The 25,669-nt window shown below is 70.6% G+C and carries 27 protein-coding genes; 20 read left to right on the top strand and 7 right to left on the bottom strand.

What is annotated here, in order from left to right; translation table 11 throughout:
* The first annotated feature begins 82 nt into the window (after positions 1-82).
* From HB662_RS12705 to HB662_RS12740, 8 genes are all read left to right on the top strand, one after another.
* On the top strand, positions 83-526 hold the full coding sequence (locus HB662_RS12705; RefSeq protein ID WP_168050151.1) for an Lrp/AsnC family transcriptional regulator: 444 nt from the start codon (positions 83-85) through the stop codon (positions 524-526).
* Positions 527-664: 138 nt separating this feature from the next.
* Positions 665-1,726: an alkene reductase gene (locus HB662_RS12710; protein ID WP_168050152.1), complete on the top strand. Its 1,062-nt coding sequence runs from the start codon at positions 665-667 to the stop codon at positions 1,724-1,726.
* A gap of 241 nt (positions 1,727-1,967) precedes the next feature.
* Positions 1,968-3,359 (top strand): dihydroorotase, encoded by a 1,392-nt coding sequence (locus HB662_RS12715; protein ID WP_168050154.1) that lies wholly within the window; start codon positions 1,968-1,970, stop codon positions 3,357-3,359.
* Entirely contained in the window at positions 3,356-3,856 is a 501-nt protein-coding gene (locus HB662_RS12720; protein WP_168050156.1) for a GlcG/HbpS family heme-binding protein, read from the top strand. Before HB662_RS12715 ends, HB662_RS12720 begins: the two co-directional genes overlap by 4 nt.
* Positions 3,843-4,841, top strand: coding sequence for a Bug family tripartite tricarboxylate transporter substrate binding protein (locus HB662_RS12725; protein WP_168050158.1), 999 nt, complete (start codon positions 3,843-3,845; stop codon positions 4,839-4,841). Before HB662_RS12720 ends, HB662_RS12725 begins: the two co-directional genes overlap by 14 nt.
* Positions 4,838-5,053 (top strand): hypothetical protein, encoded by a 216-nt coding sequence (locus HB662_RS12730; protein ID WP_168050160.1) that lies wholly within the window; start codon positions 4,838-4,840, stop codon positions 5,051-5,053. Before HB662_RS12725 ends, HB662_RS12730 begins: the two co-directional genes overlap by 4 nt.
* A 67-nt stretch (positions 5,054-5,120) precedes the next feature.
* On the top strand, positions 5,121-5,411 hold the full coding sequence (locus HB662_RS12735) for a hypothetical protein (RefSeq protein WP_168050162.1): 291 nt from the start codon (positions 5,121-5,123) through the stop codon (positions 5,409-5,411).
* The gene (locus HB662_RS12740; RefSeq protein WP_209443275.1) at positions 5,408-6,355 is read left to right on the top strand and encodes an N-carbamoyl-D-amino-acid hydrolase; all 948 of its coding nucleotides are present in this window, start codon (positions 5,408-5,410) and stop codon (positions 6,353-6,355) included. Before HB662_RS12735 ends, HB662_RS12740 begins: the two co-directional genes overlap by 4 nt.
* Positions 6,356-6,361: 6 nt before the next feature.
* Here HB662_RS12740 and HB662_RS12745 read toward each other — a convergent pair whose 3' ends face one another.
* On the bottom strand, positions 6,362-7,876 hold the full coding sequence (locus tag HB662_RS12745; RefSeq protein ID WP_168050164.1) for a diguanylate cyclase: 1,515 nt from the start codon (positions 7,874-7,876) through the stop codon (positions 6,362-6,364).
* Between the two features lie 231 nt (positions 7,877-8,107).
* Here HB662_RS12745 and HB662_RS12750 point away from each other — a divergent pair, with 231 nt between their 5' ends.
* Complete coding sequence (locus HB662_RS12750) at positions 8,108-9,073, top strand: N-carbamoyl-D-amino-acid hydrolase (protein ID WP_168050166.1); 966 nt, start codon at positions 8,108-8,110, stop codon at positions 9,071-9,073.
* Between the two features lie 74 nt (positions 9,074-9,147).
* Positions 9,148-9,906 (top strand): hypothetical protein, encoded by a 759-nt coding sequence (locus HB662_RS12755; protein WP_168050168.1) that lies wholly within the window; start codon positions 9,148-9,150, stop codon positions 9,904-9,906.
* Positions 9,907-9,924: 18 nt separating this feature from the next.
* Here the strand turns inward: HB662_RS12755 and HB662_RS12760 are convergent, their stop codons facing one another.
* Together HB662_RS12760 and HB662_RS12765 are read right to left on the bottom strand one after the other, a co-directional pair.
* Complete coding sequence (locus HB662_RS12760) at positions 9,925-10,683, bottom strand: SDR family NAD(P)-dependent oxidoreductase (protein ID WP_168050170.1); 759 nt, start codon at positions 10,681-10,683, stop codon at positions 9,925-9,927.
* On the bottom strand, positions 10,680-11,732 hold the full coding sequence (locus tag HB662_RS12765) for a ketopantoate reductase family protein (RefSeq protein ID WP_245185631.1): 1,053 nt from the start codon (positions 11,730-11,732) through the stop codon (positions 10,680-10,682). Before HB662_RS12765 ends, HB662_RS12760 begins: the two co-directional genes overlap by 4 nt.
* Before the next feature lie 137 nt (positions 11,733-11,869).
* Here HB662_RS12765 and HB662_RS12770 point away from each other — a divergent pair, with 137 nt between their 5' ends.
* Both HB662_RS12770 and HB662_RS12775 read left to right on the top strand, forming a co-directional pair.
* A complete protein-coding gene (locus tag HB662_RS12770) occupies positions 11,870-12,724 on the top strand; it encodes a DMT family transporter (RefSeq protein WP_245185632.1) in 855 nt (284 codons plus the stop codon).
* Positions 12,721-13,704, top strand: a complete 984-nt coding sequence (locus tag HB662_RS12775) for an EamA family transporter (protein ID WP_168050174.1) — start codon at positions 12,721-12,723, stop codon at positions 13,702-13,704. Before HB662_RS12770 ends, HB662_RS12775 begins: the two co-directional genes overlap by 4 nt.
* On the opposite strand, the gene HB662_RS12780 is transcribed toward HB662_RS12775, so the two are convergent.
* Positions 13,635-14,063 (bottom strand): gamma-glutamylcyclotransferase family protein, encoded by a 429-nt coding sequence (locus HB662_RS12780; RefSeq protein WP_168050176.1) that lies wholly within the window; start codon positions 14,061-14,063, stop codon positions 13,635-13,637. The two genes, HB662_RS12775 and HB662_RS12780, sit on opposite strands and share 70 nt — an antisense overlap.
* Before the next feature lie 41 nt (positions 14,064-14,104).
* On the opposite strand from HB662_RS12780, the gene HB662_RS12785 reads away from it, so the two are divergent.
* Entirely contained in the window at positions 14,105-15,502 is a 1,398-nt protein-coding gene (locus HB662_RS12785) for an L-lactate permease (RefSeq protein WP_168050178.1), read from the top strand.
* On the opposite strand, the gene HB662_RS12790 is transcribed toward HB662_RS12785, so the two are convergent.
* The gene (locus HB662_RS12790) at positions 15,480-15,710 is read right to left on the bottom strand and encodes a hypothetical protein (RefSeq protein ID WP_168050180.1); all 231 of its coding nucleotides are present in this window, start codon (positions 15,708-15,710) and stop codon (positions 15,480-15,482) included. The genes HB662_RS12785 and HB662_RS12790 overlap by 23 nt on opposite strands.
* Before the next feature lie 11 nt (positions 15,711-15,721).
* Complete coding sequence (locus tag HB662_RS12795; RefSeq protein WP_168050182.1) at positions 15,722-16,465, bottom strand: TSUP family transporter; 744 nt, start codon at positions 16,463-16,465, stop codon at positions 15,722-15,724.
* Between the two features lie 85 nt (positions 16,466-16,550).
* Between HB662_RS12795 and HB662_RS12800 the strand changes: the two genes are divergently transcribed.
* The 7 genes from HB662_RS12800 (at position 16,551) to HB662_RS12830 (ending at position 23,848) form a co-directional block, all read left to right on the top strand.
* Positions 16,551-17,429 carry a LysR substrate-binding domain-containing protein gene (locus HB662_RS12800; protein ID WP_168050184.1) on the top strand — a complete coding sequence of 293 codons (879 nt, stop codon included), beginning with the start codon at positions 16,551-16,553 and terminating at the stop codon, positions 17,427-17,429.
* A 44-nt stretch (positions 17,430-17,473) separates the two neighbouring features.
* Positions 17,474-18,907 (top strand): aldehyde dehydrogenase family protein, encoded by a 1,434-nt coding sequence (locus tag HB662_RS12805; RefSeq protein WP_168050186.1) that lies wholly within the window; start codon positions 17,474-17,476, stop codon positions 18,905-18,907.
* A gap of 135 nt (positions 18,908-19,042) precedes the next feature.
* On the top strand, positions 19,043-19,672 hold the full coding sequence (locus HB662_RS12810; protein WP_168050188.1) for a YjbE family putative metal transport protein: 630 nt from the start codon (positions 19,043-19,045) through the stop codon (positions 19,670-19,672).
* A gap of 125 nt (positions 19,673-19,797) precedes the next feature.
* Positions 19,798-20,769, top strand: a complete 972-nt coding sequence (gene dctP, locus HB662_RS12815) for a TRAP transporter substrate-binding protein DctP (RefSeq protein WP_168050190.1) — start codon at positions 19,798-19,800, stop codon at positions 20,767-20,769.
* A gap of 169 nt (positions 20,770-20,938) precedes the next feature.
* Complete coding sequence (locus HB662_RS12820) at positions 20,939-21,919, top strand: DctP family TRAP transporter solute-binding subunit (protein WP_168050192.1); 981 nt, start codon at positions 20,939-20,941, stop codon at positions 21,917-21,919.
* Positions 21,920-21,977: 58 nt separating this feature from the next.
* Positions 21,978-22,574: a TRAP transporter small permease gene (locus tag HB662_RS12825; RefSeq protein ID WP_245185633.1), complete on the top strand. Its 597-nt coding sequence runs from the start codon at positions 21,978-21,980 to the stop codon at positions 22,572-22,574.
* Positions 22,571-23,848, top strand: a complete 1,278-nt coding sequence (locus HB662_RS12830) for a TRAP transporter large permease (protein ID WP_168050194.1) — start codon at positions 22,571-22,573, stop codon at positions 23,846-23,848. The genes HB662_RS12825 and HB662_RS12830 overlap by 4 nt, the downstream gene beginning before the upstream one ends.
* A gap of 42 nt (positions 23,849-23,890) precedes the next feature.
* Here HB662_RS12830 and HB662_RS12835 read toward each other — a convergent pair whose 3' ends face one another.
* Positions 23,891-25,669 carry a vanadium-dependent haloperoxidase gene (locus tag HB662_RS12835; protein WP_168050196.1) on the bottom strand — a complete coding sequence of 593 codons (1,779 nt, stop codon included), beginning with the start codon at positions 25,667-25,669 and terminating at the stop codon, positions 23,891-23,893.

Raw genomic sequence — 25,669 nt, forward strand, 5'->3', positions numbered from 1 at the left:
AATTTCATGCCGCACCGTCGCAGGACTGTTCGCCGCGACCGGCTCAGCGCAATATTCTGCGAGAAATTCGTGGAATCTGCATATGGACGACATCGACCGCGCGATCATCCGCGCGTTGCGCGCCGATGGCCGGATGCCGAACGCCGCGCTGGCCGCCACGGTGGGGCTTTCGCCATCCGCCTGCCTGCGCCGGCTGCGGCTGCTGGAAACGCGGGGCATCATCCGCGGCTATACCGTGCTGGTGGACGAGCCCTCCCCCGCCGGGGTCGTCACGGTGATCGTGCAGATCACGCTGGAACGGCAGACGGATGACCATCTGCGCCGATTCGAGGATGCGGTGCGGCGCTGCGCGGAGGTCCGCGAATGCCACCTGATGACCGGCATCGCCGACTACCTGCTGCGGGTGGAGGCGCGCGACGCGGCCGATTACGAGCGCATCCACAAGGAGGCCCTGTCCCGCATGCCCGGCGTGTCCCGCATCCAGTCCAGCTTCGCCATCCGCACCGTGATCCGCGGCGGCGGATGACAGGTTCCATCGCGGCGCCATCAGCCTCGTGAATGGTCGCCATGGCCGCCGGCCGGTGGCGCAACCGGCCGGGCAGGCCCAGATCACGGTCAACGCAGCGGCACCATCCGTGCCGCGCCGAAATCCAAGGATACCCCGATGACCGAGACCCCCGACCTGTTCGGCCCCGTGAAGCTGGGCGCGCTGAACCTGCCCAACCGCATCGTCATGGCCCCGATGACGCGCAGCCGCGCGCCGGGCAACCTGCCGAATGCGCTGATGGCCGAATACTACGGCCAGCGCGCCTCCGCCGGGCTGATCGTCACCGAGGGCACCGCCCCGGCCCCGAATGGCCGCGGCTATATCGACATCCCCGGCATCTACAGTGATGCGCAGATCGAGGGCTGGCGCGCCGTGGCGGATGCGGTGCATGCCAAGGGCGGGCGCATCTTCGCGCAGATCATGCATGTCGGGCGCATCTCCCTGCCCGAGTTCCAGGACGGCGCGGATCTGGTGGCGCCTTCCGCCGTCGCCGCGGCGGGCCAGATGTACACCCCCTCCGGCATGAAGCCGCTGGCGACCCCGCGGGCGCTGACGGAAGCCGAGATCGAGACGCTGATCGAGGCCTATGCCCAGGCCGCGCGCAACGCCATCGCGGCGGGGCTGGATGGCATCGAGATCCATGGCGCGAATGGCTACCTGCCGAACCAGTTCCTGGCGCCGAATGCCAATCAGCGCACGGACAAGTGGGGCGGCTCGGCCGAGAACCGCGCGCGCTTCCTGGTGGCCATCACCGATGCGGCCGCCGCGGCCATCGGCGCGGATCGCGTCGGCGTGCGGATCAGCCCCGGCAATCCCTTCAACGACATCGATGACCCGGATGTGGAGGACACCTATACGCCGGTGATCCAGGGCCTCTCGGGCAAGGGGCTGGCCTATCTCCACTTCCTCGATGCCAAGCCGGCCTTCGACGTGATCGGCCTGGCGCGGAAGCATTTCGGCGGGCCGATCATCCTGAACGCCGGCTACGACAAGGCCCGCGCCCAGGCGGATCTCGCCAGCGGGCGCGCGGACCTGATCGCCTTCGGGTCCAGCTACATCAGCAACCCGGACCTGGTGGAGCGCCTGAAGCAGGACGCCCCGCTGAATGCGCCGGACCAGGGCACCTTCTACGGCGGCGACGCCAAGGGCTACACGGACTACCCGGCGCTCGCCGCCTGACCTTCACCAGCCAATTAACCCCGGCCGGCTACTGGCCGGCCGGGGCAATGAGACGACGCCGCCGCGGCCGGAAGGACGCGGCGGCGTCCTGCGTTCGGCCCGAGCCGGTCGGTCCGCATGGCATGCAATCTGCAGCCAGATCCCGCGCCGCCCATCCGATGGCCCGATATGCGCCCCCCCGGATTGGCGTGGCGCCCGACCCGTCCTAGCCTCCGCCCGCATCAACCGAGAGAGATCCCGCATGTCCGACGCCGCCGAGCCCTTCGATCTTGTCCTGCGCGGTGCTGTCGTGCTGTCAGACCGCGTGCTGGCGGATGGCTATGTCGGCATCCGGGGCGAGACCATCGCGGCGATCGGCGAAGGCCTGCCGCCGCCCTCCAAGGCGGTGGCGGATCATCGCGGCAAGCTGGTCCTGCCCGGCCTGGTCGATGGCCACATGCACACCTCCTCCTCCACCGGCTGGCCGGGGATCGAGAATGCGACGCTGACGGCGGCCGCCGGAGGCGTCACCACCGTCTGCGACATGCCCTACGACGTGCCGAACCCGGTGATGTCGGCTGCCATCTTCGGTGAGAAGGTGGAATGGGTGAACCGCCTGGCGCATGTGGACATGGCGCTCTACGCCACCATCCGGAAGACGGGTGGCGCGGAGGATGTGGCGGCGATGGCGGAAGCCGGCGCCTCCGCCTTCAAGGTCTCGACCTATGAATACGACGCCCACCGCTTCCCGCGGCTGGACCACCCGACCATGCTGGCGGGCTTCACCGAAATGGCGAAGACCGGTTTGATGGTCGCCGTGCACAACGAGGACCAGGAGCTGGTGGTGAAGCTGACGGAGGCCGCGAAGGCCGCCGGCAACACCAGCCCCATCTGGCATTGCCGCACCCGTCCGCCGCTGGCCGAGAGCATGGCGGACCTCGAGATCTTCGAGATGGCGCTGGAGACCGGCGCGCATGTCCACATCGCCCATTCCTCCATCGCGCGCGGCTTCGAATTGGCGCAGATCTATCGCGGCATGGGCGCCAAGACCTCGGGCGAGGCCTGCATCCAGTATCTTTGCATGACGGAGGAGGACATCGTCCGGCTGCAGGGCTACGGCAAGTGCAACCCTCCCTTCCGCTCGGCGGAGGAGGTGGAGCGCATGTGGGGCGCGATGGCCGGCGGCATCATGGCCTATGTCTCGACCGACCACGCGCCCTGGCCGCGCGCGAAGAAGGAATACAACGGCGACATCTTCCCGGTCGGCGCCGGGCTGACCGGCCTGCAATCCTTCGCGCCGCTGATGTACACGCTGCTGGCCGAGCGCGGCCTGTCGCCCACGGTGATGGCGCGCATGTGCTCCGAGGAACCGGCCCGCTACCATGGGCTGGACCCGAAGAAGGGCGGCATCCGGATCGGCGCCGATGCCGATTTCTGCGTGCTGGAAACCGGCGACTTCGTCTTCGACGAGCGCATCATCCAGGACCGCGAGGAGTTCCGCTGGTCCGCCTATCATGGCCGCGCCATGAAGGCACGCGTGGCGGCAACCCTGCTGCGCGGGGCGGAGATCTGGAACGGCACCGAGGTGAAGGCCCGCCCCGGCACCGGCCGCTTCGTGCCGCGCCAGCACAAGCGGAGCGCACTCGACGCATGAGCACCCCCGATGGCTACTACATCAAGCACCTCGCGGTGGATCTGCGCCTGTCGGTGGCGGAGCACATCGCCGATGCGACGCTGGCCGCCGGCCGCCAGGCGGCGCTGCTGCCGCTGACCGTGGTGGTGCTGGATGCCGGTGGCCATGTGGTGGTGCAGAAGCGGGAGGATGGCTCCGGCATCCTCCGCGCCGAGATCGCGCGCGGCAAGGCGCATGGCGCGCTCGGCATGGGCATCGGCAGCCGCGTCATCCGCGACCGGCTGAAGGACCGCCCGGCCTTCCAGTCGGCCATCGCCGCGGCCAGCGACGGGCGCTTCATCCCGGTGCCCGGCGGCGTGCTGATCTGCCGGGAAGATGGTCCGGTGATCGGCGCCGTCGGCGTCTCCGGCGATGCCTCGGACAAGGACGAGTATGCGGCGATCGCGGGCATCCGCGCCGCCGGCCTGTTGCCCCACCCCGAAACCCCCGTGGAGAATTGGCGCGATGCCGGACTTTAGCCTGACCCGCCGGGGCCTGCTCGCCACCGGCGGAGCGCTGCTCGCCGCGCCCGCGATCGCGCCGGCCTGGGCGCAGGAATTTCCCGCGCGGCCGATCCGCCTGGTCATCCCCTTCCCCGCCGGCGGCCCCACCGATGTCTATGCCCGCTTCTACGCGGAGCGGATGACGCGGGAGCTGGGCCAGACTGTGGTGACGGAGAATCGCGGCGGCGCCGGCGGTGCGATCGGCGCGATGGAGGTCGCCCGCGCCCGGCCGGATGGCTACACGCTGCTGTTCGGCACGGCATCGACCCACGCGCTGTACAATCTGGTGACCCGGCAGCCGCAATACGATGCGGCCAAGGATTTCCAGGTGGTCGCCACCCTGGGCGGCGGGCCGCTGTGCTGGCTGGCGCATCCCTCCCGCCCCGCCACGCTGCCGGCGTTCATGGCGGCGGCGCGCAGCGCCAACCCGCCGCTGGCCTATGGCTCGCCCGGCACCGGCACGCTGATGCACCTGGCGACCGAGATCCTGAAGCGCGAATCGGGTGACGTGCCGCTCAGCCACATCCCCTATCGCGGCGCCGCGCCGGCGATGAACGACCTGGTGGCCGGGACACTGGCGCTGGCGGTGAACACGCTGGGCGCCGGGCTGCCGCTGCACCAGGGCGGCCGCGCGCGGATGCTGGCCGTGGCGTCGAACGCCCGCGCGCCGCAGGCGCCGGATGTGCCGACGGCGGCGGAAGCGCTGGGCCGGCCGGGCTTCACCGCCGTGCTGTGGCACGCGGTCTTCGCCCCGCCCGGCCTGCCGGCGCCGGTGCTGGCCCGCCTGTCCGCCGCCACCAATGCCGCGCTGGCGGATGCCGCCTTCCGCGCCAGCCTCAACGCATCCGGCATCGAGCCCGCCGGACCCGGCACGCCGGAGGCCGCCGCCGCCTTCATCGCCGCGGAGGCCGACCGCTACCGCCCGATCGTCGAGGCGATCCGGCCGGAGCTGGACGCGTGAACGCGTCACATCCCGGCCAGGACGAGGATGAGGAGGCACCACCCAGCATCCTGCCGCAGGCCATCCTGATCGGCATCCTGGCGCTGGTGGGCATCGGCTTCGCGGCCTTCGAGGTGCTGGGCCTGCAGGCGGATGACCTGGGCGGCGCCTGGCCGCTGGTGCTGGGCGGCATGGCGTTGCTGATCATCCTGCGCATCACGCTGCGACCCTGACGGTGGTCCTGGCGGCGCGATCCGGCTACAGGCCAGGGCTGCACAGCACGGCAAGACCCGACCCCGCATGACAGCGAAGCGCCCGCCCGGACAACGTTGGATCAAGCGCCCGCCCCGCCCCTCCCGCAACGGCTTGCCCGGCCCGCCGCCGCGGGTCGGCCCGGGGCGCGTCCACCTGCTGATGGCGATCGCGACCGGTGTCGCCACCGGCATCGTCGGCGTCGTGCTGGCGCAGCTGGCCGATGCTCGGCCGGGCGTGCCGGGATTCGCCGCCGGGCTGGGCTTCATGCTTGGATTCATCGTGCTGTGGCGCGGCTTCGGCGGCACAAGGCAAGACATCAGGAACCTGTTCAAATGAGCCGTCTCCTCACCCTCGCGGGCGCCCAGATGGGCCCCACCCAGCGCGCAGACAGCCGCGCGCAGACGCTCGCCCGGCTGGTGGCGCTGCTGGAGCAGGCGGCGGCACGCGGGGCGAAGCTGGTGGTGTTCCCGGAACTCGCCTTCACCACCTTCTTCCCGCGCTGGCCGATGGACCGCGAGGCGCCGGAACTGCTGGCGAGCTTCGAGACCGCGATGCCGAACCCGCAGGTGCAGCCGCTGTTCGACCGGGCGCGCGAATTGGGCGTGGGCTTCTATATCGGCTACGCCGAGCTGACGCCGGACGGCCACCGCTTCAACTCCGCCATCACCGTGGGCCCGGACGGCCAGATCCTGTTCAAGTACCGCAAGATCCATTTGCCCGGCAGCGACCATGTGAAGGACGGGCAAAAGTACCAGCAGCTTGAAAAGATGTATTTCGAGTATGGCGACATGGGCTTCCCCGTGGCGCGCGGGCCGGAGGCCTGGGGCCGGCCGGTGCTCGGCATGCTGGTCTGCAACGACCGCCGCTGGCCGGAAGGCTGGCGCTGCCTCGGCCTGCAGGGGGTGGAGCTTGTGATGGTGGGCTACAACTCCGCCGCCTATGACCCGAACGGCGGCGAGGGTGAGAGCGAGCAGCTCCGGACCTTCCATTCCATCCTGGCCGCGCAGTCCAACGCCTATATGAACGCCACCTGGGCGATCGCCGTGGCGAAGGCCGGCGTGGAGGATGGCGCCGGGCTGATCGGCGGGTCCTGCATCGTGGACCCCAACGGCGTCGTGGTGGCGCAGGCCCAGACGACGGCGGATGAGGTGATCGTGGCCGAGATCGACCTCGATGCCTGTCGCCAGGGCAAGGAGAAGATGTTCAACTTCGCCCAGCACCGCCGGCCGCAATGGTATGGCCGCATCGTCGACCAGGTGGGCGCCGAGCCGCCCGCCTGAACCGGTTCAGCGCGCGCCAGCCGCCTCCGGCTGGCGCTGCTGCTGGCGCTTCACGCGGTACAGCTCCGCATCCGCATGCAGCACGCCGGCATCGATCCCGCAGCCATCGCGCGGAATGATGGCGGTGCCGATGCTGCAGCCGAGCGACAGGCGGCCATGGCCGGTGGGCAACCCTTCGGACAGCGCCATCTGCAGCCGCGCCGCCACTTCCACCGCCGCCAACTCCGCCATGCTGGCGGGGCCGCGCAGGCAGATCAGGAACTCATCGCCGCCCATCCGCACGGCACAGTCGCCGAGCCGCAGGTTGCCCTCCAGCCAGCGGCCGATGGCAGCCAGCACGGAATCCCCTGCGGCATGGCCCAGCCGGTCGTTGATCGGCTTGAACCCGTCCAGGTCCAGCATCAGCAGCGCGCAATCCTGCTCCGCCTCCGTATGCGCCTCGCGCCAGGCGGCGAAGCCGGCGCGGTTCAGCAGGCCGGTCAGTTGGTCGCGATAGGCGGTGTCGCGCAGCCGGCGCAAGGTGGCGGCCAGCCGTTCCAGTTCCTCCGCCGGGTCGCGGCCGCCGGGCCCGTCCTGGATCGCCCGCAGCGCCTGGCCGAAGCGCGTCACCAGGCCGCCGGCCAGCAGCCCGCCCAGCGCGGCCAGCCCCAGCGTGCCGACTGCCAATTTCCGGCCGAGCGTCCAGAGCGGCGCCAGCACCGCCGCGCGGTCCTGCCGCGCCAGCACCACCCAGCCGAGGCCGGGGTGGTCGGCGGTGCCGCGGGTGCGGGCGAAGCCGGTCACCGCGACATCCTCCGCCACCCAGCCGCGCCGCGCCGTGTCGCCGGCACGCGCCACTGCCTCGCCCTGCACCGGCTTGCCGCGTTCGGCTTCCGGCCCCAGCAGAAGGCGGCCGTCGCTGCCAGCCACCAGCAGTTCCGGCGCCGGGCGGTCGGTGCCCAGGCGCATGATCTCCTGCCGCACGCCCTCGGCCCAGAGCCAGTTCATGTGGCCGGCGACCACGCCGAGCACGCGGCCCGCGGCATCCACCACCGGCGCGGCGGCATCGACGAAATAGGCGTTCGCGCCACCCTGGGAGGCCGGCAGCAGCTTGGCCAGCAGCACCGCCGGATGCACGTCCCCCAGATGCACGCCGTGCATACCGCCGGCGAACCACGGCCGGGCGGCCACATCCTGCCCTTCCAGCAGGCCGCCGGTGGCCGCGATCACCCGTCCATCCGTGCCGGCGAAGCCGATCCAGGAGAATTCCGGCGACCGCGCCTGCAGATCCTCCAGCAGGGTGCGGGCCGCGCCGGGGTTCGGCGGGTCCTGCCGGAAGGCGGCGAAGCGGGCCAGCAGCACCACATCCTGCGCCCAGGCCGCCAGCCCGGCATCGAGCCGCCTGGCCAGCACCCCTGCGGTGGCGGCCAGCTGCGCGCCATGCGCATCCAGCAGCCGCTCGCGTTCGCGCAACAGAGTGATGGCCGACAGAAGTGCGCCCAGCAGCAGGCAGGTAGCGGCGGTGACCAGCGTGGTCCGCATGCGGCCGGCAATGACCGGGCGCGCGGTTGATGATGACAAGTTGATCGTCCCGGCGGGTTCGTGTTGCGCTTTCCTCTATCGCAACCCTTGCGCCGGACCTTGTCCGAATATGTAGCGGCCTCGGGCGACCCTTACATTTCCGGACGATCCCGGCCCGGGCGGGCGCCGCGGGGCTGGCCAGGGCGGGCCGCCTCTGGCATCTGCGACGCAGCATTCGGGAGAGATTGCCGCATGGCCCGCCGCCTCGTCGTCGCCGCAGCCCAGATGGGCCCGATCCAGAAGGCCGAGGGCCGTGACGTGGCCGTGGACCGCATGGTCCGCCTGATGGAAACGGCGGCGCGGCGTGGCGCGGAGGTGGTGGTCTATCCGGAGCTCGCGCTGACCACCTTCTTCCCGCGCTGGTACCACGAGAACCTGGCCGAGGCGGACCATTGGTACGAGCACGCCCTGCCGTCCAACGAGACGGCGCCGCTGTTCGATGCAGCGCGCCGGCTCGGCGTGGCCTTCCACCTGGGCTATGCGGAAAAGACGCCGGAGGGCCATCGCTACAACACCGCCGTCTTCGTGCACCCGACCGGCGAGATCGTGCTGAAATACCGCAAGGTGCATCTGCCCGGCCATGCCGAGTTCGACCCGGTGCGGAAGGTGCAGCATCTGGAGAAGCGGTATTTCGAGCCGGGCGACCTCGGCTTCCCCGTGGTCCGCGCGCCGGTCGGCAGCGCCGGGCCGGTCAATCTCGGCATGCTGATCTGCAACGACCGGCGCTGGCCGGAAGCCTGGCGGGTGCTGGGGCTGCAGCAGGTGGAGCTGGTCATGCTCGGCTACAACACGCCCAGCCTGAACATGGAGAATCGGGGCTTCGAGGCGCATCACCTGCGCGTCGCCCACAGCCACCTGTCGATCCAGGCCGGCTGCTACCAGAACGCCTGTTTCGGCGTCGGCGTGGCGAAGGCGGGCAGCGAGGATGGGCATGAGCTGTTCGGCCATTCCATCATCGTCAACCCGCAGGGCGAGATCATGGCCCAGGCGACGAGCTGGGATGACGAGGTGATCATCGCCGATTGCGACCTCGGCATGTGCGAGCTCGGCCGCAGCACCATCTTCAACTTCGCCCGGCATCGCCGGCCGGAGCACTACGCGCGCATCACCAGCCAGACCGGCAGCGAGGCGCCGGCGGTCTGGACCCCCAAGGGCTGAGACACGCCCGCCCGGCTGGCTAAGCAGCCGGCCGCGCGTTACCTTTGCATCCCTCCCCGCAAGGTCGTTCCCGCATGACTGAAGCCACCAGCTACCCCATCCTGTACCGCGTCACGGCCACCACGGAGCTGCGCGAGGGCCCGGGCCCGGACCAGAAGGCGATCCGCACGCTGCCGATCGACCAGGTGCTGGTGCTGGCGGGGGATGTCGCGGAAGGCTGGCTGCCGGTGGAGGCGCCGTCCGGCCAGAAGGGCTTCGCGCCGGCCGGGCTGCTGCGCCGCCAGGTGGCCGGCGCCAAGGCCCCGCAGCACGTCACCGAGACTTTTCCCTGGCGCAACGTGGACCGCGTGAACCGCGAGCCGAAGATGCTGCACCCCGCCTTCCGCAACAAGGCGCTGCGCACCGTGGCGCGGCTGAACGCGGAGGGGATTCCCTTCGGCATCTATGAGGGCATGCGCGGCCCCTGGCGGCAGAACCACCTCTATGCCTCCGGCCGCAGCCGCACCGGGCGCATCCTGACCCCGGTCCGCGCCTTCGAAAGCTTGCACCAGTTCGGCCTGGCGGCCGATTTCGTGCTGGCACTGGAAGGCCGCTGGTCCTGGGATGCGGATGAGGGCCAGGCGCGGATGTGGGACCGGCTGCATGCGGTGGGCGCCGATGAGGGCCTGGTCTCCAAGCCCGGCGAGACGCCGCATCTGCAGCTTGCCGATGTGAATATCGAGGATCTGCGCGCCGGCCGCCTGCCGCCGAACACCGACCCGGCCTGGACCACCGCCTATACCTGGATGGTGCAGAGCTGGGACGGCAAGCCTTCCGGCCCGCCGTTGAAGTAGCGACGGGCCGCGGGGGGCTCAGCTCCCCCCGTCGACCTGCAGGATCTGCCCCGTCACCCAGCTCGCAAACGGCGAGGCGAAGAACATCACGGCATGGGCCATGTCCTCCGGCTCACCCAGCCGGCGCATGGCGATGCGGTTCAGCATCGCCTTCTGGCCTTCCTCCCCGTAGCTCTCGAACTGCTTGATCGAGGCGGCGTTGGACAGTGCGAAGCCCGGCGCCACGGAATTCACCGTGATGCCGAAGGGGCCGAATTCGCGGGAAAGCTGCCGCGTCAGGCCGACCAGCGCATGCTTGGAACTGCAATAGGCCTGGATGCCGGTGAGGCTCGGCTTCAACCCGGCGCCGCTGCTGATGGTGATGATGCGGCCGGTCTTCGCCTTCTTCATGCCCGGCGCCACCGCCTTGCACAGGTTGAAGGCGGCATGGGTGTTGATGTCGAAGATCGCGTGCCAGTCTTCCTCCGGCACTTCCTCGATCGGGCGCATCACCTGGCCGCGCACGCCGCCGGCATTGCAGACCAGCACGCCGACGGCCTGGCCGGTTGCCTGCTCGATATCGCGGATCCAGCCAGCGGCGGCGCCTTTCGCCGTCAGGTCGAAGGCCGAGGTGGTGATGCTGGCCTCGCCCGCGGCCGTCTCCGCCAGTTCATCCGCCGACAGGTCGCACGCGAAGACCTTGGCGCCGACTCGAGAAAATTCGCGCGCGATGGCGCGGCCATAGCCGTGGCCCGCGCCGGTCACCGCGACGACCACGCCGTCATATCGAATGTTCATGCCATCAGCTCCGTGAGATTCGCATCCGCCATCGGCCGCTCGCCGCGCTCGCATTCGTGGATCATGGCGATCAGCCGTTCCAGCGTCGGGCAGGCCAGCCCGTGCGCGCGGCCGATCGGCGGCACCGCGCCGATCTGCGCATCGGCCGGCGTTGCGCGGTGGCGCACCCACAGGTCGCGCCAGACGCCGGAATGGGTTTTCGCGTTGGGGCGGTTGAAGGCTTCCATCGCGGCCATGGAGGCGCGCGCCGCATCCTCCGTCCCGCCGGGGCCGAAGGCATTGGGGTCGAAGCCGTTGAAGCCGAGCGGCGTCACGCCCTCCGCCCGCGCCACCGTAATCACCTCGCCGCACAGGGCACGGACCAGCGGCAGCAATTCCGTGCGGGCCAGCGTATCCGCGATGCCCTTCTCCGCCAGGGCCTGGGCGTAGAGCAGGCTGGAATAGGCCAGCTTGCCCCAGAGATAGCCCCAGATGTTGGGTGTCAGCACCGCATCCGGCTCGAAGGTCTCGGCCAGCAGCTTGTGCAGCGCGGCCACGCGCGGCGTGGTCGCGCCATCCAGCTCCCCCACCACCACGGCACCGCGATTGCCGTAGAGGATGCGGCCCGGCTCGATCCAGTCGGCGCCGAAATTGACGAAGGCGCCCATGGTGCGCTGCGCGCCGCAGACCTCCGCGATCACCCGCTCGCACAGCCCGTTCTGCAACGACAGGACGTAGCCATCCTCGGCCAGGTGCGGCAGCAGCTGGCGGCAGGCGGCTTCCGTGTCATGCGTCTTCACGGCCAGGAAGACACGGCGGAACACGCCCTTCACCTGCTCGGGCAGCACGGCCGGCGCGCTGATGCGGGGGCGGGAGACGGGGCCCTCGATCGCCAGGCCGCGCATCGGGTCGCCGATGGCGGCGACATGGTCGGCCACGACATCGCAGAACACCACGGCGTGCCGCGCGCGCACCAGATGCGCGCCGATGGTGCCGCCGATGGCGCCCGCGCCCCAGATCAGGATCGGCCCATGATCCACCGCTTCCTTCGCCCCGTCCCTGCCTGCCAAGCCTGTGTCCCTTCCTGCCGATGACGGCCATGCGCCGGGCGCCCTTGCGCGGCAAGGGGCCGCCAGACCACCCTGCATGACAGGCTAGACAGGACCAGCGCCGCGTCAATGCGTCCAGAAACGGTTGAGCGCCCAGGATGAGTGGCAACCTGAAGGGCGCTGCCTTGATGTCGGCGGCCGCGGTGCTGTTCGCGGTGGAAGTGCTGATGATCCGCTGGATGACCGCGCGCGGCATTCCGGTGGAGGTGCAGCTTTTCGCCCGCGCGCTCGGCCAGTTGCTGTGGGTGACGCCGCGCATCGCCACCAGCGGGCTGCTGGTGTTCCGCACCAGGCGGCTGCCGATGCATATGCTGCGCGGCCTGTCGTCGCTGATCTGCTGGGGGCTCTACTACTACTCCTTCACCCGGCTCGACATGGCGACGGGCACGGTGCTGTCCTTCACCAATGTGATGTTCACCACGCTGCTCGCCGCGCCGATCCTGGGCGAGCGGGTGGATCGCTGGCGCTGGTTCGGCACTATCGCCGGCCTGCTCGGCGTGGCCGTGATGCTGCGGCCGGGCGCGGAGGTCGATCCGATCGGCGCCACGGCCGCCATCGCCGCGGCCGTCGCCTGGTGCGGCATCACGCTGTCCTCCCGCAGCCTGACGCGCACGGACAGCACGCTGACCGTGCTCGCCTGGGTCGGGGTCTTCACCAGCCTCGGCGTGCTGCCGCTGGCGGTGCTGGCCTGGGTGCCGCTCGGGCTGTTCGAATTCGGATTGCTGCTGGTGGTGGCGACGGTGATGCCCGGAATCATCTTCATGGTGACGGAGGCGCTGCGCCACGGCGAGGCCAGCGCCATCGCGCCCTTCCAGTATCTGCGCCTGGTGGTGGTGACGGCGGCCGGCTGGATCCTGTTCAACGAGGTGCCGGACCTGTTCGGCTGGATCGGCGCCGTCATCATCCTGTCGGGTGCCGTGGTCATCACCGTGGCGGAGGCGCGCCGGCGGTGAGCCCTTTCGCCAAGGCGGCGCTGCTGTCGGTTGCCGCAGGCTTCATCTTCAACCTGGAGACCACGGTGGTGAAGGCCATCGAGGGTGTGCCGCTGGCCACCCTCGTGCTGGCCCGCGCACTCGGCCAGCTGGGCTGGACGCTGCCGGCGCTGCTGCGCGACCCGACCCTGCCGCATACCCGCGCCCTGCCGATGCAGATCTTCCGCGGCATGCTCTCCGTCGTGTCCTGGTACACCTACTACCTCGCCTTCTCCGGCCTGCCGCTGGCCACCGCCACCGTGCTGTCCTTCACCTCCGTCCTGTTCGTCACGGCGCTCGCCGGGCCGGTGCTGGGGGAGAGGGTTCGCTGGCGGCGCTGGAGCGCGACGCTGGTAGGCTTTGCCGGTGTCGTTGCCATCGTGCGGCCCGGCGAGGCCGGCGCGGTGGCGATCGGCTGGCCGCTTGCGGCCTCCCTCGCCTCGGCGCTGATGGGCGCGGTGATCGTGCTGACCACCAAGACGCTGGCGCGGACGGAGCGCACCGGCACCATCATGTTCTGGATCGGCGTGGTCGCGGTTTCCGTCGCCCTGCCGGTGGCGCTGCCGGGCCTGGCCTGGCCGGGCTGGAGCAACTTCCTTCTGCTGCTGCTCTGCGCGTTGTGCGGGCCCTTCGCCATGCATCTCTGGATCAATGCGCTGCGGATGGTGGATGCCAGCGTGGTGGCGCCGATTTCCTATGTGCGGCTGATCTTCGCCGCGGCGACCGGCGTGCTGCTGTTCGAGGAGGTGCCGGATGCCTGGCTCGGCTTCGGCGCCGCGCTGATCGTGGGATCGGCGCTCTACATCACGCGGCGGGAGGCGCAGGTGGCGCGGCGGCGGGCTGCCCCGCTGGCGGCGAATGCCCAGGCCGCGCTGCCAGTGCAACCGGCGGTTCAGCCGGCGAAGCCGCTGGCGGACAGTGCCGCATCCAGCGACCCCGATTCCAGCCCGAACTCCCGGTAGCCGAGACGCAGATGCGCGACATACCAGCCCTCCGGCGGCCCGGCGCGCAGACGCCGCCCGGCATAGATCCAGGCCTCGCCACCTGCCGTGGTCCCCTGGGGCAGCACGACCTTGAGGCGTTCATAGATGCCGAGCGCGGTGCCCTCGAACTTGTCCAGGCTGCGCAGATGCGCCGGGCGGATGCGCCACAGGCCGATCGGCAGCAGGCTTGCGCGATCCGGCTCGATATCCGCGTAGCGCCGCAGCACCAGGCGCCAGCCGGGCAGCAGCGCGGTGCCCGCCGGTTCGGCGCCCTTGCAGCGGTCGCGCATGCGGGCATGGTCGAGGTTGCTGCCATAGGCGGCGTAGAGAACGGGCATGGCGCGCAGGATCGGTGCGCCGCGGTGGGATTGGCAAGACCATGATGCTCGCCCTGCAGGCCGCGCCGCTGCTGCTGCTGGTGGCGCTGCTGCTTTCCGGTCGCGCCGGTCCGGTGCCGGCGGTGCTCGCCGCGCTGGTGGCCGCGCTGCCTGCGGTGGTCGCAACGCTGGATGCGCCCACCTTGCCCTTCCTGGTGGAGGAAACGCTGCGCGGCGCCTTCCTGGCGCTGAAGCCGATCGCGGTGGTGATAGGCGGGCTGCTGTTCCACGCCGCCGTCTCCGGCCAGGGCGCCGCCCCGGCGCAGGCGGTGCCGGAGCCACGGCGGATCTTCGTCGCCTGCCTGCTGATGGGCGGCTTCATGGAAAGCGTCACCGGCTTCGCGGTGGGCGCCGTCTTCGCGCTGTCCGCGCTCCGCGGCATGGGGCTCCGTGGTGCGCCGGCCGCGGCGATGGCGCTGCTGTCCCTCACTTTGGTGCCCTGGGGCGGGCTGGGGCCGGGCACCTCGCTCGGCGCGGCGCTGACGGGTCTACCGGCGCAGGATGTGGCGGCGCTGACCGCCTGGCCCAACGCCGCCTGGCTGCTGCTGATGGGGCCGGTGCTGTGGCGGCTCTGCGCCGCTGCCGGGGTTGCGGTGCCGGGGCGGGAGAAGGCGGCGCAGATGGGCCTGCTGCTGGCCGTGTCGGGCATCCTGCTGGCCTCCCACGCGCTGTTTCCCTTCGAGATCGCGGGCATCCTCGCCACCGGTATCCCGCTGCTGTTCGCGCTGTGGCGGCTGGACCCGCCGCGGGGCGCGCAGGGCTGGCGTCGGGCCGGGCGGGGGCTGGCGCCCTATCTGCTGCTGACGGCGGCGCTGCTGCTGGCGCGGTCCTGGACCGCGGCACCGGCCTGGACGCCCTATGCCGACCTGCCGGGCTTTCCCCTCACCCATGTCGCCGTGGTGCTGTGGCTGGTCGCGGGTCTGCTGCTGCTGCGCCGGGCGGAACCCGGCGCCCGCGCGCGGTCGGCCTTGCAGCGCGCGCTGCGGCCGGCGCAGGCGATGCTGCTGTATGTGGTGCTGGCGCGCTGGATGGCCGGCTCGGGCATCGCCGGGGCCTTGGCCAGCGCGGCGGCGGAGGGGCTGGGGCCGGCGGCGCCCTTCGCCGTGCCGGTGCTGGGCCTGGCATCCGGCATCGTCACCGGCAGCAATGTCGGCTCCAACGCCGCGCTGATGCCGGTGCAGGCGGCGCTCGGCCAGGCCTCCGGGCTGGCGCCGCTGCTGGCCCCGGCCCTGCACAATTTCGCGGGCGCCGCCGGGGCGGGCATGTCCTTCGCCGTCAGCGCGATGATCTGCGGCCTGGCCGGCGATGGCGCGCGGCCGGCGCAGGTCTGGCGGCTGCTGGCGCCCTCGCTGGCCGGGGTGGTGCTGCTGGGCTGGGCTATGGTGGCGCTGCTGGGCTGAAGCCGGCTCGGCCGGCCGGCGTCGCCTCCACCCACAGCGCACCGTCGCGCGTGGTGCAGGCCAGCAGCCCGCGCTCCACCGCATCCTCCCACACCGTCAGGCGCGGGCAGCTGGTGCGCCAGCTTTCCATCACCTCGGCATAGGGGCGCGGCGCGGCGGCCACCCAGGCCACCAGGTCGCGGATCAGCGGTTCCTTCGGGTCCGTCATCGGCGCCTCCTTCACGGAAAGACCAGCAGCCAGCCACCCTGGGCGATGTAGAAAGCCGAAATGCCGGCGACCAGCCGCCCGGCCCATCGCCGGTATTGCTGCTCCGTCAGGGCGGCCAGCAGGGGCCGTGCGGCCAGCGTCCCGAACAGGGAGGCGAGCACCGCGCCGCCCGCCAGCACCGGGTCCAGCGCCTCCGCCGCGCCGATCAGCCCGCCGAAATACAGCAGCTTCAGCGCATGGCCCTGCACCTGGCAGACCGCCTTGGTGGCGACGATGCCATGCCGGTCCAGCCTACCGCCCAGAAAGAAGCTGTCGAGCAAGGGCCCCGCCACGCCCGTCAGCAGCATCAGCGACATGCTGGCCATGCCGCTGCCCAGGCCGTGCAGCGGCTTTTCGGGATCCGCCTTGGCGCCCCCGGGCAGCAGCCTGAGCAGGAAGGGGCTGAGGCCGAGGGCGATCAGCGCCAGCGGCTTGGGCGGCACGAACAGCACCAGCGACCAGACGCCGAGCGCCAGCAGGCAGCCCAGGCTGTAGACGCCGACAATCCGCCAGCGCACATGCGGCAGCAGGAAGGCCGCGCGCCAGGCATTGGAAGCGATCTGCGTCACCGCATGCAGCGCCATCGCCACCGGCAGGGGCAGCACCACCAGCAGCACGCCGACCAGCACCAGCCCGCCCGCCATGCCGAAGATGCCGGACAGCAGCGAGGTGGCGATCATCACGGCCCACAGCATCAGCATGAAAGGCAGGGTCATCTCGGCGCATCCTCCGGCGGACTCATTGCGCCCCGATCCGGCCGCCCGCAAACTGGATTTCCTGAGGCCAGGATGAGATTTCCTGATGCTGCCACCGTCCCACCCGCCCTTCCTCAACGGCATCCGCGCCTTCGAGGCCGCCGCCCGGACCGGCAGCTTCGTCGCCGCGGCGGCGGAGCTGCATGTGACCCCCGCCGCCGTCAGCCGCCTGGTGAAGCTGCTGGAGGAACGCATGGGCCTGGCGCTGTTCACCCGCCATGCCAACCGCCTGGCCCTGACCGAGGCCGGCCAGCAGTACCGCGATGGGCTGGTCCCGCTGCTCGCCGCCCTCGCCCGGCTGACGGAGCAGGTGGCGGAGGCGGCGGGCGGCGGCGTGCTGACGGTGGGCGTCGGCCCCAGCTTCGCCATACGCTGGCTGATCCCGCGCCTCGCGGATCTGCAGCGCCGCCAGCCGAAGCTGGAGGTCCGCATCACCACCGGCGGCGCCACCGTGCCCTTCTCCCCGCGCTGGACCTGCGGCATCCGGATGGGCGATGGCGCCTGGCCGGGGCTGGTCGCGACCCGGCTCTTCGCGGCGGACCTGCTGCCGGTCTGCAGCCCTGCCCTCGCCGCGCGGCTGCGCGACCCGGCGAGCCTCGTCGGGACGCCCCTGCTGCGGGTGCTGCATGCGCCGCAGGACTGGCCACGCTGGCTGGCGGCCGCGGGCGCGCCCGGCATCCAGGCGGCAGGGCCGGTCTTCGAATTCTACAGCCAGGCGCAGCAGGCCGCGGTGGATGGGCTCGGGGTCGCCATGGGCATCCGGCCCTATATCGACGACGACCTCGCGGCCGGCCGGCTGGTGGCGCCCTTCCCGCTGCCGGTGGCGCGCGGCACCGCCTGGTACCTGGTGCATGCGGCGGGGCGGGAGGCGGAGCCGGGTTTTCGGGCCTTCCGGGACTGGCTGCTGGCCCAGGCAGGCGCTTGAAGCCGCCGCTTGAAGCCGTTGGGGCCCGGCGCTACCAGCCGCGCATGACCCTTCATACGCATTTCATCGGCGGCCGCCCCGTGGCCTCCGACGCCACCCTGCCCGTCCTCAACCCCTCCGACGGCGCCGAGATCGGCCGCATCGCCCGCGGCACGGCGCGGGAGGTGGATGACGCCTGCCGCGCGGCGGATGCGGCGCTGGCCGGCCCCTGGGGCCGCATGCCCGCCGCCGAGCGCGGCCGGCTGCTGCTGAAGCTGGCGGAGCTGGTGCGGCGCGACGGGGAGAAGCTGGCCACGCTGGAATCGCTCGATGTCGGCAAGCCGATCCGCCAGGCGCGCCAGGACGCCGCCGCCTGCGCCCGCTACTTCGAATTCTACGGCGGCGCGGCCGACAAGGTGCATGGCGAAACCATCCCCTCCGCCGAGGGCATCCTGGCGATGACGGTCTGGGAGCCGCATGGCGTCACTGCCCACATCATCCCCTGGAACTACCCGATGCAGATCCTCGGCCGGTCGCTGGGCGGCGCGCTGGCGATGGGCAATGCGGCGGTGGTGAAGCCGGCGGAGGAGGCCTCGCTGACCACGCTCGCCATCGCCGAACTGGCGGCGGAAGCCGGCTTCCCGGAAGGCGCCGTGAATGTCGTGACTGGCCTCGGCGAGGAAGCCGGCGCGGCGCTGACCGCGCATCCGCTGGTCGCCCATATCTCCTTCACTGGCAGCCCGGAGGTCGGCACGCTGATCCAGCGCGCGGCGGCGGAGCGCACGATTCCGGTCACGCTGGAGTTGGGCGGGAAAAGCCCGCAGATCGTCTTCGCCGATGCGGATCTCGACCAGGTGGTGCCCGCGGTGATGGGCGCCATCATCCAGAATGCCGGCCAGACCTGCTCGGCCGGGTCGCGCCTGCTGGTGCAGGATTCGGTGCATGACCGGCTGCTGGCCGCGCTGGCCGATCGCTTCGCCGCGCTGGAGGCCGGACCCGCCGAGCGCGACCTCGACCTCGGCCCGCTGGTGACGCGGGCGCAGCAGCGGCGGGTGGAGGGTTTTCTGGAGACCGCGCGGCGCGATGGCTTGCGCCATGCGGCCACCGGGCGGCTGGCGAGCAACACGCCGGAGGGCGGCTACTATGTGAAGCCGGTGCTGCTCGATGATGTCGATGCCGCGCATAGCCTGGCACAGGAAGAAATCTTCGGCCCCGTGCTGGTCGCCACGCGCTTTGCCGATGAAGAATCGGCGCTGCGCATCGCCAATGGCACCGCCTATGGCCTGGTGGCCGGGGTCTGGACGCGGGACATCGGCCGTGGCCTGCGGCTGGCGCGCCACATCCGCGCGGGCCAGGTCTTCGTCAACAACTACGGCGCCGGCGGTGGCGTGGAGCTGCCCTTCGGCGGTGTGAAGCGCAGCGGCCACGGGCGGGAGAAGGGCTTCGCCGCCCTGCATGGCTTCGGCGCGCTGAAGACGATCGCCATCCGGCACGGCTGAAGTCTCTGTAACCCGGCGGGCATCTTGGGCATGGCCGCCGGGTTGCCGCTTTGAAACTGTGGAAACAGGCCATCGCGCCATAGCTTCCAACCGGGTTGAAACGGCCACGATGTGTGCCGTGCCCGGAGGACCGGTATGGATTCGCTGTTTTCCCAGGGACCGCAGTTCCTGGAGATCCTTTGGCTCAACATCATCCTTTCGGGTGATAACGCCGTGGTCATCGGCATGGCCGCCGCCGGCTTGCCACCCGCCTTGCGCGCCCGCGCCGTGCTTTTCGGCATCATCGCCGCCGCGGTCCTGCGCATCGTCTTCTCGCTCGGCGCCACCTGGCTGCTTGGCCTGTGGTGGGTCGAGATCATCGGCGGGATGGCCCTGCTGTACATCGCCTGGGGCTTCTGGAAGGAACTGCGCCACCAGGCGGAGGAGCAGGAGGCCGGCCACGCGGTGCCGGACAAGACCCTGATGCAGGCGCTGCGCCAGATCATCATCGCCGACGTATCCATGAGCCTGGACAACGTACTGGCGGTGGCCGCCGTGGCGCGCAACAACATCACGATGCTGGTGATCGGCTTGACCGTCTCCATCCTGCTGATGGGGCTACTGGGCGGCGCGCTGGCGCGGCTGCTCGATCGCTACAAGGTCATCGCCTATGTCGGCCTCGCGCTGATCGCCTGGATCGGCGTGGAACTGCTGTGGGAAGGGACCGCCGCGGCGAATGAGGCGCTGGCGCTGGGCCTGCCGCTGCCGCATGTGGCGGCGCATTAGCCCAACCCACGGCGCGGGTTGACCAGCCAGCGGCGCGGGTTGAAGCAGCACCTGCGCTTCACCTATACCCGGGGACAGCAAGGGGCGCCGGCAAGGGCGCCCCGTTCCTTGGGAGAGATGCCTTGATGAAGATGTCCCGCCGGCTGGCCCTCGCCGCCGCGCTCGCGCTGCCGATGGCAGCACCCGCCCTCGCGCAGACGCAGATCACCATCCAGCACCCGCTGCCGCTGAACAGCCATTACGGCGCCGGCGCCACCGCGCTGAAGGAAGCCTTCGAGCGCGCCAGCGGCGGCCGCTACAACGTGGTGATCCAGCGCAACGACAATGAGCGCGAGGCGATCGAGAGCGTGCAGATCGGCACCATCGAATGCGTCGTCACCTCCACCGGCCCGGTCGGCAATTTCGTGCCGGAGACGCGCAACCTGGATGTGCCCTTCCTGTTCCGCGACACCGCCCATGCCCGCGGCGTGCTGGACAGCGAGATCGGCCAGCAGATGCTCGGTCGCTTCTCCGCCCGCGGGCTGACCGGCGTGGTCTGGATGGAGAACGGCTTCCGCCACCTGACCAATTCCCGGCGCGAGGTGAACGCGCCGGCCGATATCCGCGGCCTGAAGGTCCGCACCATGGAGAACCAGGTGCATATGCGCGCCTTCTCCACGCTGGGCGCTCTGCCGACTCCGATGGCGTTCAGCGAACTGGTGCCCGCCCTGCAGCAGGGCACCGTGGATGGGCAGGAGAACCCGATCCCGGTGATCGTGGCAAACAACCTGAACCAGGTGCAGCGCCACCTGACGCTGACCGGCCACGTCTATTCGCCGGCCATCCTGATCTGCAACCCGGCGATGCTCCAGCGCATGTCCGCCGCCGACCGCGCTGCCTTCATGGAAGCCGCCAAGGCCGGCGCTAGCGCCAACCGCGCGCGGGTTTCGGCCGACGAGGCCTCGGGGGTGGAGGAGTTGCGCCGCCGCGGCATGACGGTGGTGACGCAGATCGATTCCGCCGCCTTCCAGACCGCCCTGGCCCCGGCCTTCGCGGAATATGAGCGCACGCTGGACGGCGCGCTGCTGCGCCGGATCCGCGAGTGGCGCGCCAACTGAGGCCAACCGCGCGAAGCAGCTGAAGGGCGCGCGGGAGTGGGGGCGGGAAATCCGCCCTCGCCATCCCGCCGCCACTCCCCCCGGGATTGATGCGTCCGCCGCAATGCATCTATACCCTTACCGCATCGAGTGCCGAGCCAACGGCACTCATCCCAGGGAGAGGTCTTTGATGAATGCAACCCGCCGCGTGGCAATTGCCGCCGCGCTCCTGCTGCCGTTCGCCCTGCCGCCGTCCAAGGCGCAGGCGCAGACCCAATTGACGGTCCAGCACGCGCTGCCGCTCGACAGCCACACCGGCGTCGGTGCCAGCACCTTCAAGACCGCGCTGGAGCGGCTGACCGCCGGGCGCTACCGCGTCGCCACGCAGCGCAACGACAATGAGCGCGAGATGGTCGAGAGCGTGCAGATCGGCACCATCGACTGCACCTTCACCTCGACCGGGCCGGTCGGCAATTTCGTGCCCGAGGTCCGCATCTTCGACGTGCCCTTCCTGTTCCGCGACGCGACGCATGCGCGCGGCGTGCTGGACAGCGAGATCGGCCAGCAGGTCCTCGGCCGCTTCAACGCACGCGGCCTGGTCGGCGTGGTGTGGATCGAGAACGGCTTCCGCAACCTGACCAATTCGCGGCGCGAGATCCACACGCCCGCCGATCTGCGCGGCCTGAAGATCCGCACCATGGAGAACCAGGTGCATATGCGGGCCTTCACCACGCTCGGCGCGCTGCCGACGCCGATGGCCTTCTCCGAGCTGATCCCGGCCCTGCAGCAGGGCACGGTGGATGGGCAGGAGAACCCGATCTCGGTCATCGTGGCGAACAACATCAACCAGGTGCAGCGCTACATCACGCTGACGCGCCACGTCTATTCGCCGCAGGTGATGATCTGCAACCCGGCCATGGTGGCGCGGCTGAACCAGGCCGATCGCGCCCTGTTCCAGCAGGCGGCGCGCGAGGCGCAGGCCGCGAACCGCGCCCGCGTCACCGCGGATGAGGATGCCGGCGTGGCCGAATTGCGCCGCCGCGGCATGACCGTGGTGACGGAGGTGGACACCGCGGCCTTCCAGACCGCACTGGCCCCGGCCTTCGCGGAATGGGAGCGGACGCTGGATTCCGCCACCCTGCGCCGCATCCGCGACTGGCGCGCGAACTGAAGTTCCGCAACGGGGCACGGCGCCACGCCGTGCCCTTCACGCATCCGGAAGCAATGCGATGAACATGATGAACGTGGTGCCATTGCAGGTCACGGGGGCGGCCACGCTTGCCGTTGTCCTGCTGGCGCTGTGGGCAGCCAAGGGCGGTGGAGCCAGGGCCTCGGTGCGCGCGGCGGTGCTGCGGCTGGACCGCATCGCCACCGGCGTCGCCGCCATCCTCGCCTGCCTGGCGCTGGCCATCGCGCTGGCGGCGGGGCTGTGGCAGGTCTTCGCGCGCTTCGCCACGGAAACGCCCTCCGTCTGGTCCGAGGCGCTGGTGCGGACGGCGCTGATCTGGATGGCCTATCTCGGCGTCGCACTGGCCTTGCGCGGCGGCGCGCTGGTTTCCATCGACGTCGCGCAGCGGCTGACTTCCGGCGCCCTGCAGCGGTCGGTGGAAGCGGCGGCGCTGGCCTGTTCCCTGTCCCTCATGGGCATCATGTTCTGGTTCGGCTGGAGCATGGCGCAGCGCGTGCAGTTCCAGGAGATGGCGGGGCTCGAGGTCTCGATGACCTGGGGCTACGCGGCCATTCCCGTCGGCGCGGTCTTCGCCATGATCGGCGCCCTGGCGCATTTCCTCGACCGGCAGCATGCCGAGCTGGAGTACGCGGCATGAGCGGCATGATGCTGACCGTGATGCTGGTGCTGTTCGCCATCAGCGTGCCGGTCGCGGTTGCCATCGGCCTTGCCGCCATCGTCGGCATCCATGGCTTCACCAACTTCCCGCTGATCGTCGCGGCGCAGCAGCTTTTCGTGGCGCTGGACAAGTTCCCGCTGGCGGCGATTCCCTTCTTCATCCTGGCGGGCAACCTGATGGATGTGGGCGGCATCTCCCGCCGCCTGGTCGCCTTCGCGCAATCCATCGTCGGCGGCGTCCAGGGCGGCCTGCCGGCCACCTGCGTCGTCACCTGCATGATCTTCGCCGCCATCAGCGGCAGTTCCGTCGCCACCACCTTCGCGGTCGGCGCCATCATGATCCCGGCACTGGTGCGCGCCGGCTACCCGGTGGCCTTCGCCGCCGCGCTGCAGGCCACCGCGGCGGAGCTCGGCGTGGTGATCCCGCCCTCCATCCCGATGATCCTGTACGGCGTGACGACGCAGGTCAGCATCCCGGAACTGTTCATCGCCGGTTTCGGCCCGGGCATCCTGATCGCCGGCACGCTGGTGGCCACGGTGCTGGTCTGGTGCCGCATCAAGGGCTGGGGCAAGCAGGACGCCGAGGGCCGCCTGCCCGTGCTGACCGCGACGCGCCAGGCGGGCTTCGCGCTGTTCATGCCGGTGGTGGTGCTCGGCGGCATCTATGGCGGCATCACCACCCCGACCGAGGCCAGCGTCGTCGCCGTCGCCTACGCCATCCTGATCGGCATGTTCCTGCACCGGGAGATCGGCTGGCGCGACCTGTATCCGATCTTCCGGAAGTCGGTGGTCAGCAGCGCGGTGATCCTGTTCATCATCGCCTGCGCGGCCGTATTCTCCTGGCTGCTGAACCGGCAGGGCGTGCCGGATGCGGCGGCGGCCTGGCTGGTCGCCACCTTCGACAGCTCGGCGCTGTACCTGCTCGGCGTGAACCTGTTCCTGTTCGTGATCGGCATGTTCGTGGAGACCAGCGCCAGCATCATCGTACTCGCGCCCGTGCTGCAGGAAGCCGCGACGCGCCTGGGCATCGATGGCGTGCATTTCGGCACGATCATGGTGGTGAACCTGGCGATGGGCATGATCACGCCGCCCTTCGGCGTGAACCTGTTCGCCGCGGCGCAGGTGGCCGGCACCAGCGTGGACAAGATGATGCGCTACCTGCCGGTGTTCATCGGCGCGATCTTCGCGTGCCTGATGGTCATCACCTACGTGCCATGGATCGCCCTGGCGCTGCCGCAGATGCTGTTCCGCTGAAAGGGTGGCGGAGCGGATCTCCCGCTCCGCCACCAGCTGGCTTCAGATCAGCGGCCGGTAGAAATCCTCCAGCGCCCGGTCGGACGGCACCTTCACGCCCTCGGGGTCGATGCGGACCTCATGGCCGTCGAAGCTGCAATAGCTGAAGCTGACACCGGCTTCGGCGTATTCCTTCACCTCGCGCGCCATGATGACGGTGGCGATCACCTCCCCCAGCCGCAGGCTGCGGGTGTTGTCGCTGCGCCAATGCACGCCGCCCATGGTGCGCCCCATCGCGACATTGCTGGCGATCTTGTTCAGCTCGCCCCCCACCGTCAGTTCATCGGCGTCGCGGCCGGCATAGGGCGGCAGCGGGCCTTCGATCACCATGGGCTGCAACAGGGTGCGGCGCAGGCGGGTCTGCGGATGGCGAGACGCCTCGACCATCGCCCGGATCGGATGCTTCTCGTCGAACCAGGCCTTCAGCACGGTGACGCAGGCGCCCGCGACGGTGGCGTGGCCGGCGCCATAGGCGGGGTGCGCGGGCGATCCGCTGGTGAAGGCCATCGGCAGCAGGAAGTTGTCATCCGCCGCATGCTGCGTACCGGCATTGGCCGACCGGTTCATCTCGCGGATCGTGCCGGCGGCGCGGGTGGCGAAGACCCAGTCGGGCAGGCCGAAGGCCTTGTCGCGGAAATGCTGCATGGTCATCAGCCCGCCATAGGCTTCCGGCCGCAGCCGGCGATGCACCATCCATTTCTGCCGCCACACCACCTTCAGCGCGCGGGAGGCAACTTCGGAGACCATGGTCAGCAGGTTCGGCCCGCCCAGCGTGGCGAAGCCGCCCTGGCGCCGGTAGCGGCCACCGGGGCGGTACGGGTTGCCCACGTCCAGCGGCGCGTCCCAGTCCATCAGCAGCAGCGCGGCGTTGAAATAGGCCTGGTGCAGCGCGTCCTTGTGCACGAAGCGCGCCAGGTCCCGCATGCTGCCGATGTGGCGCTGCCGGTTGCCCGGCTCATATGCCGCATTGTCGTCGCCGAAGCCGTTGGCGCGGGAATAGTCGCGCGAATGCGCATCGCGGCCGATGTTCTGCGCCATCAGCCAGTCCTGCGTGTTCTGCAGGTAGTTCACCCGTGGCGCGTAAGGGAACTGGGTCTGCTTGATGGTCTGCGTGCCAAAGGGCACGTCATGCAGGAAGAACTGGCTGACCAGCGGCCCCTTCTCCTCATCCACGAAGCCGCTGCGGAACAGCGTCATCGGCGTCAGCTTGAGCCGGCCGTCGGCGCCCTGCGGCAGGTCGAGGCCGAGGCGCAGCCGGCCCGCATCGGGCTCATCCACCGCGGCCTGGAACAGCGGCGTCAGCTCCGCCACCGCGTCCTGGACGGACTGCATGTTCGCCATGTCGGCGCCCTGCAGCAGCTCCAGCGAGACGTCGCGCCAGGACGCCATGTAGAACACCTCGGTCATCTCCGCCGCGGTGCTGGCGGAGCAGACCTCGGGCGCCGGCCAGATGTTCAGGGCGAAGGGGTCCGGGCCAAGGCTTTCCCGCGCCCGGCCCGCCTGCGGGCTGACGAAGGCGGCCGCGGCGCGGTCCCCGCTCGGCAGCGAGCCGGGCGGCACCAGGCCGGGCGCGAGCGCCTCATAATCGCCGCCCGGCCGTGCGTCCTCGGCGGCGCGAACCAGTGCGGCGTAGGCGTTCCTGTCGACCAGGCCGAACGCATCATGCGGCAGGGTCTTGTGGAAGTTGCCGATGAAGGGGAAGGCGGCGTCCTTCCCATGGATCGTCTCATCGTCGTTCGGGCTGGGTCGCGACGGCATCAGCGGGGTGGGGTGTGCGCTCAT

Origin of the sequence: Falsiroseomonas frigidaquae, from assembly GCF_012163145.1 — a bacterium.
Taxonomy (GTDB): domain Bacteria; phylum Pseudomonadota; class Alphaproteobacteria; order Acetobacterales; family Acetobacteraceae; genus Falsiroseomonas; species Falsiroseomonas frigidaquae.

Coding starts and splice junctions, on each gene's coding strand:
- HB662_RS12705 (WP_168050151.1), top strand. CDS start 83: ATGGACGACATCGACCGCGCGATCATCCGCGCGTTGCGCGCCGATGGC.
- HB662_RS12710 (WP_168050152.1), top strand. CDS start 665: ATGACCGAGACCCCCGACCTGTTCGGCCCCGTGAAGCTGGGCGCGCTG.
- HB662_RS12715 (WP_168050154.1), top strand. CDS start 1,968: ATGTCCGACGCCGCCGAGCCCTTCGATCTTGTCCTGCGCGGTGCTGTC.
- HB662_RS12720 (WP_168050156.1), top strand. CDS start 3,356: ATGAGCACCCCCGATGGCTACTACATCAAGCACCTCGCGGTGGATCTG.
- HB662_RS12725 (WP_168050158.1), top strand. CDS start 3,843: ATGCCGGACTTTAGCCTGACCCGCCGGGGCCTGCTCGCCACCGGCGGA.
- HB662_RS12735 (WP_168050162.1), top strand. CDS start 5,121: ATGACAGCGAAGCGCCCGCCCGGACAACGTTGGATCAAGCGCCCGCCC.
- HB662_RS12740 (WP_209443275.1), top strand. CDS start 5,408: ATGAGCCGTCTCCTCACCCTCGCGGGCGCCCAGATGGGCCCCACCCAG.
- HB662_RS12745 (WP_168050164.1), bottom strand. CDS start 7,876: ATGCGGACCACGCTGGTCACCGCCGCTACCTGCCTGCTGCTGGGCGCA.
- HB662_RS12750 (WP_168050166.1), top strand. CDS start 8,108: ATGGCCCGCCGCCTCGTCGTCGCCGCAGCCCAGATGGGCCCGATCCAG.
- HB662_RS12755 (WP_168050168.1), top strand. CDS start 9,148: ATGACTGAAGCCACCAGCTACCCCATCCTGTACCGCGTCACGGCCACC.
- HB662_RS12760 (WP_168050170.1), bottom strand. CDS start 10,683: ATGAACATTCGATATGACGGCGTGGTCGTCGCGGTGACCGGCGCGGGC.
- HB662_RS12770 (WP_245185632.1), top strand. CDS start 11,870: ATGAGTGGCAACCTGAAGGGCGCTGCCTTGATGTCGGCGGCCGCGGTG.
- HB662_RS12780 (WP_168050176.1), bottom strand. CDS start 14,063: ATGCCCGTTCTCTACGCCGCCTATGGCAGCAACCTCGACCATGCCCGC.
- HB662_RS12785 (WP_168050178.1), top strand. CDS start 14,105: ATGATGCTCGCCCTGCAGGCCGCGCCGCTGCTGCTGCTGGTGGCGCTG.
- HB662_RS12790 (WP_168050180.1), bottom strand. CDS start 15,710: ATGACGGACCCGAAGGAACCGCTGATCCGCGACCTGGTGGCCTGGGTG.
- HB662_RS12795 (WP_168050182.1), bottom strand. CDS start 16,465: ATGACCCTGCCTTTCATGCTGATGCTGTGGGCCGTGATGATCGCCACC.
- HB662_RS12800 (WP_168050184.1), top strand. CDS start 16,551: ATGCTGCCACCGTCCCACCCGCCCTTCCTCAACGGCATCCGCGCCTTC.
- HB662_RS12805 (WP_168050186.1), top strand. CDS start 17,474: ATGACCCTTCATACGCATTTCATCGGCGGCCGCCCCGTGGCCTCCGAC.
- HB662_RS12810 (WP_168050188.1), top strand. CDS start 19,043: ATGGATTCGCTGTTTTCCCAGGGACCGCAGTTCCTGGAGATCCTTTGG.
- dctP (WP_168050190.1), top strand. CDS start 19,798: ATGAAGATGTCCCGCCGGCTGGCCCTCGCCGCCGCGCTCGCGCTGCCG.
- HB662_RS12820 (WP_168050192.1), top strand. CDS start 20,939: ATGAATGCAACCCGCCGCGTGGCAATTGCCGCCGCGCTCCTGCTGCCG.
- HB662_RS12825 (WP_245185633.1), top strand. CDS start 21,978: ATGAACATGATGAACGTGGTGCCATTGCAGGTCACGGGGGCGGCCACG.
- HB662_RS12830 (WP_168050194.1), top strand. CDS start 22,571: ATGAGCGGCATGATGCTGACCGTGATGCTGGTGCTGTTCGCCATCAGC.
- HB662_RS12835 (WP_168050196.1), bottom strand. CDS start 25,669: ATGAGCGCACACCCCACCCCGCTGATGCCGTCGCGACCCAGCCCGAAC.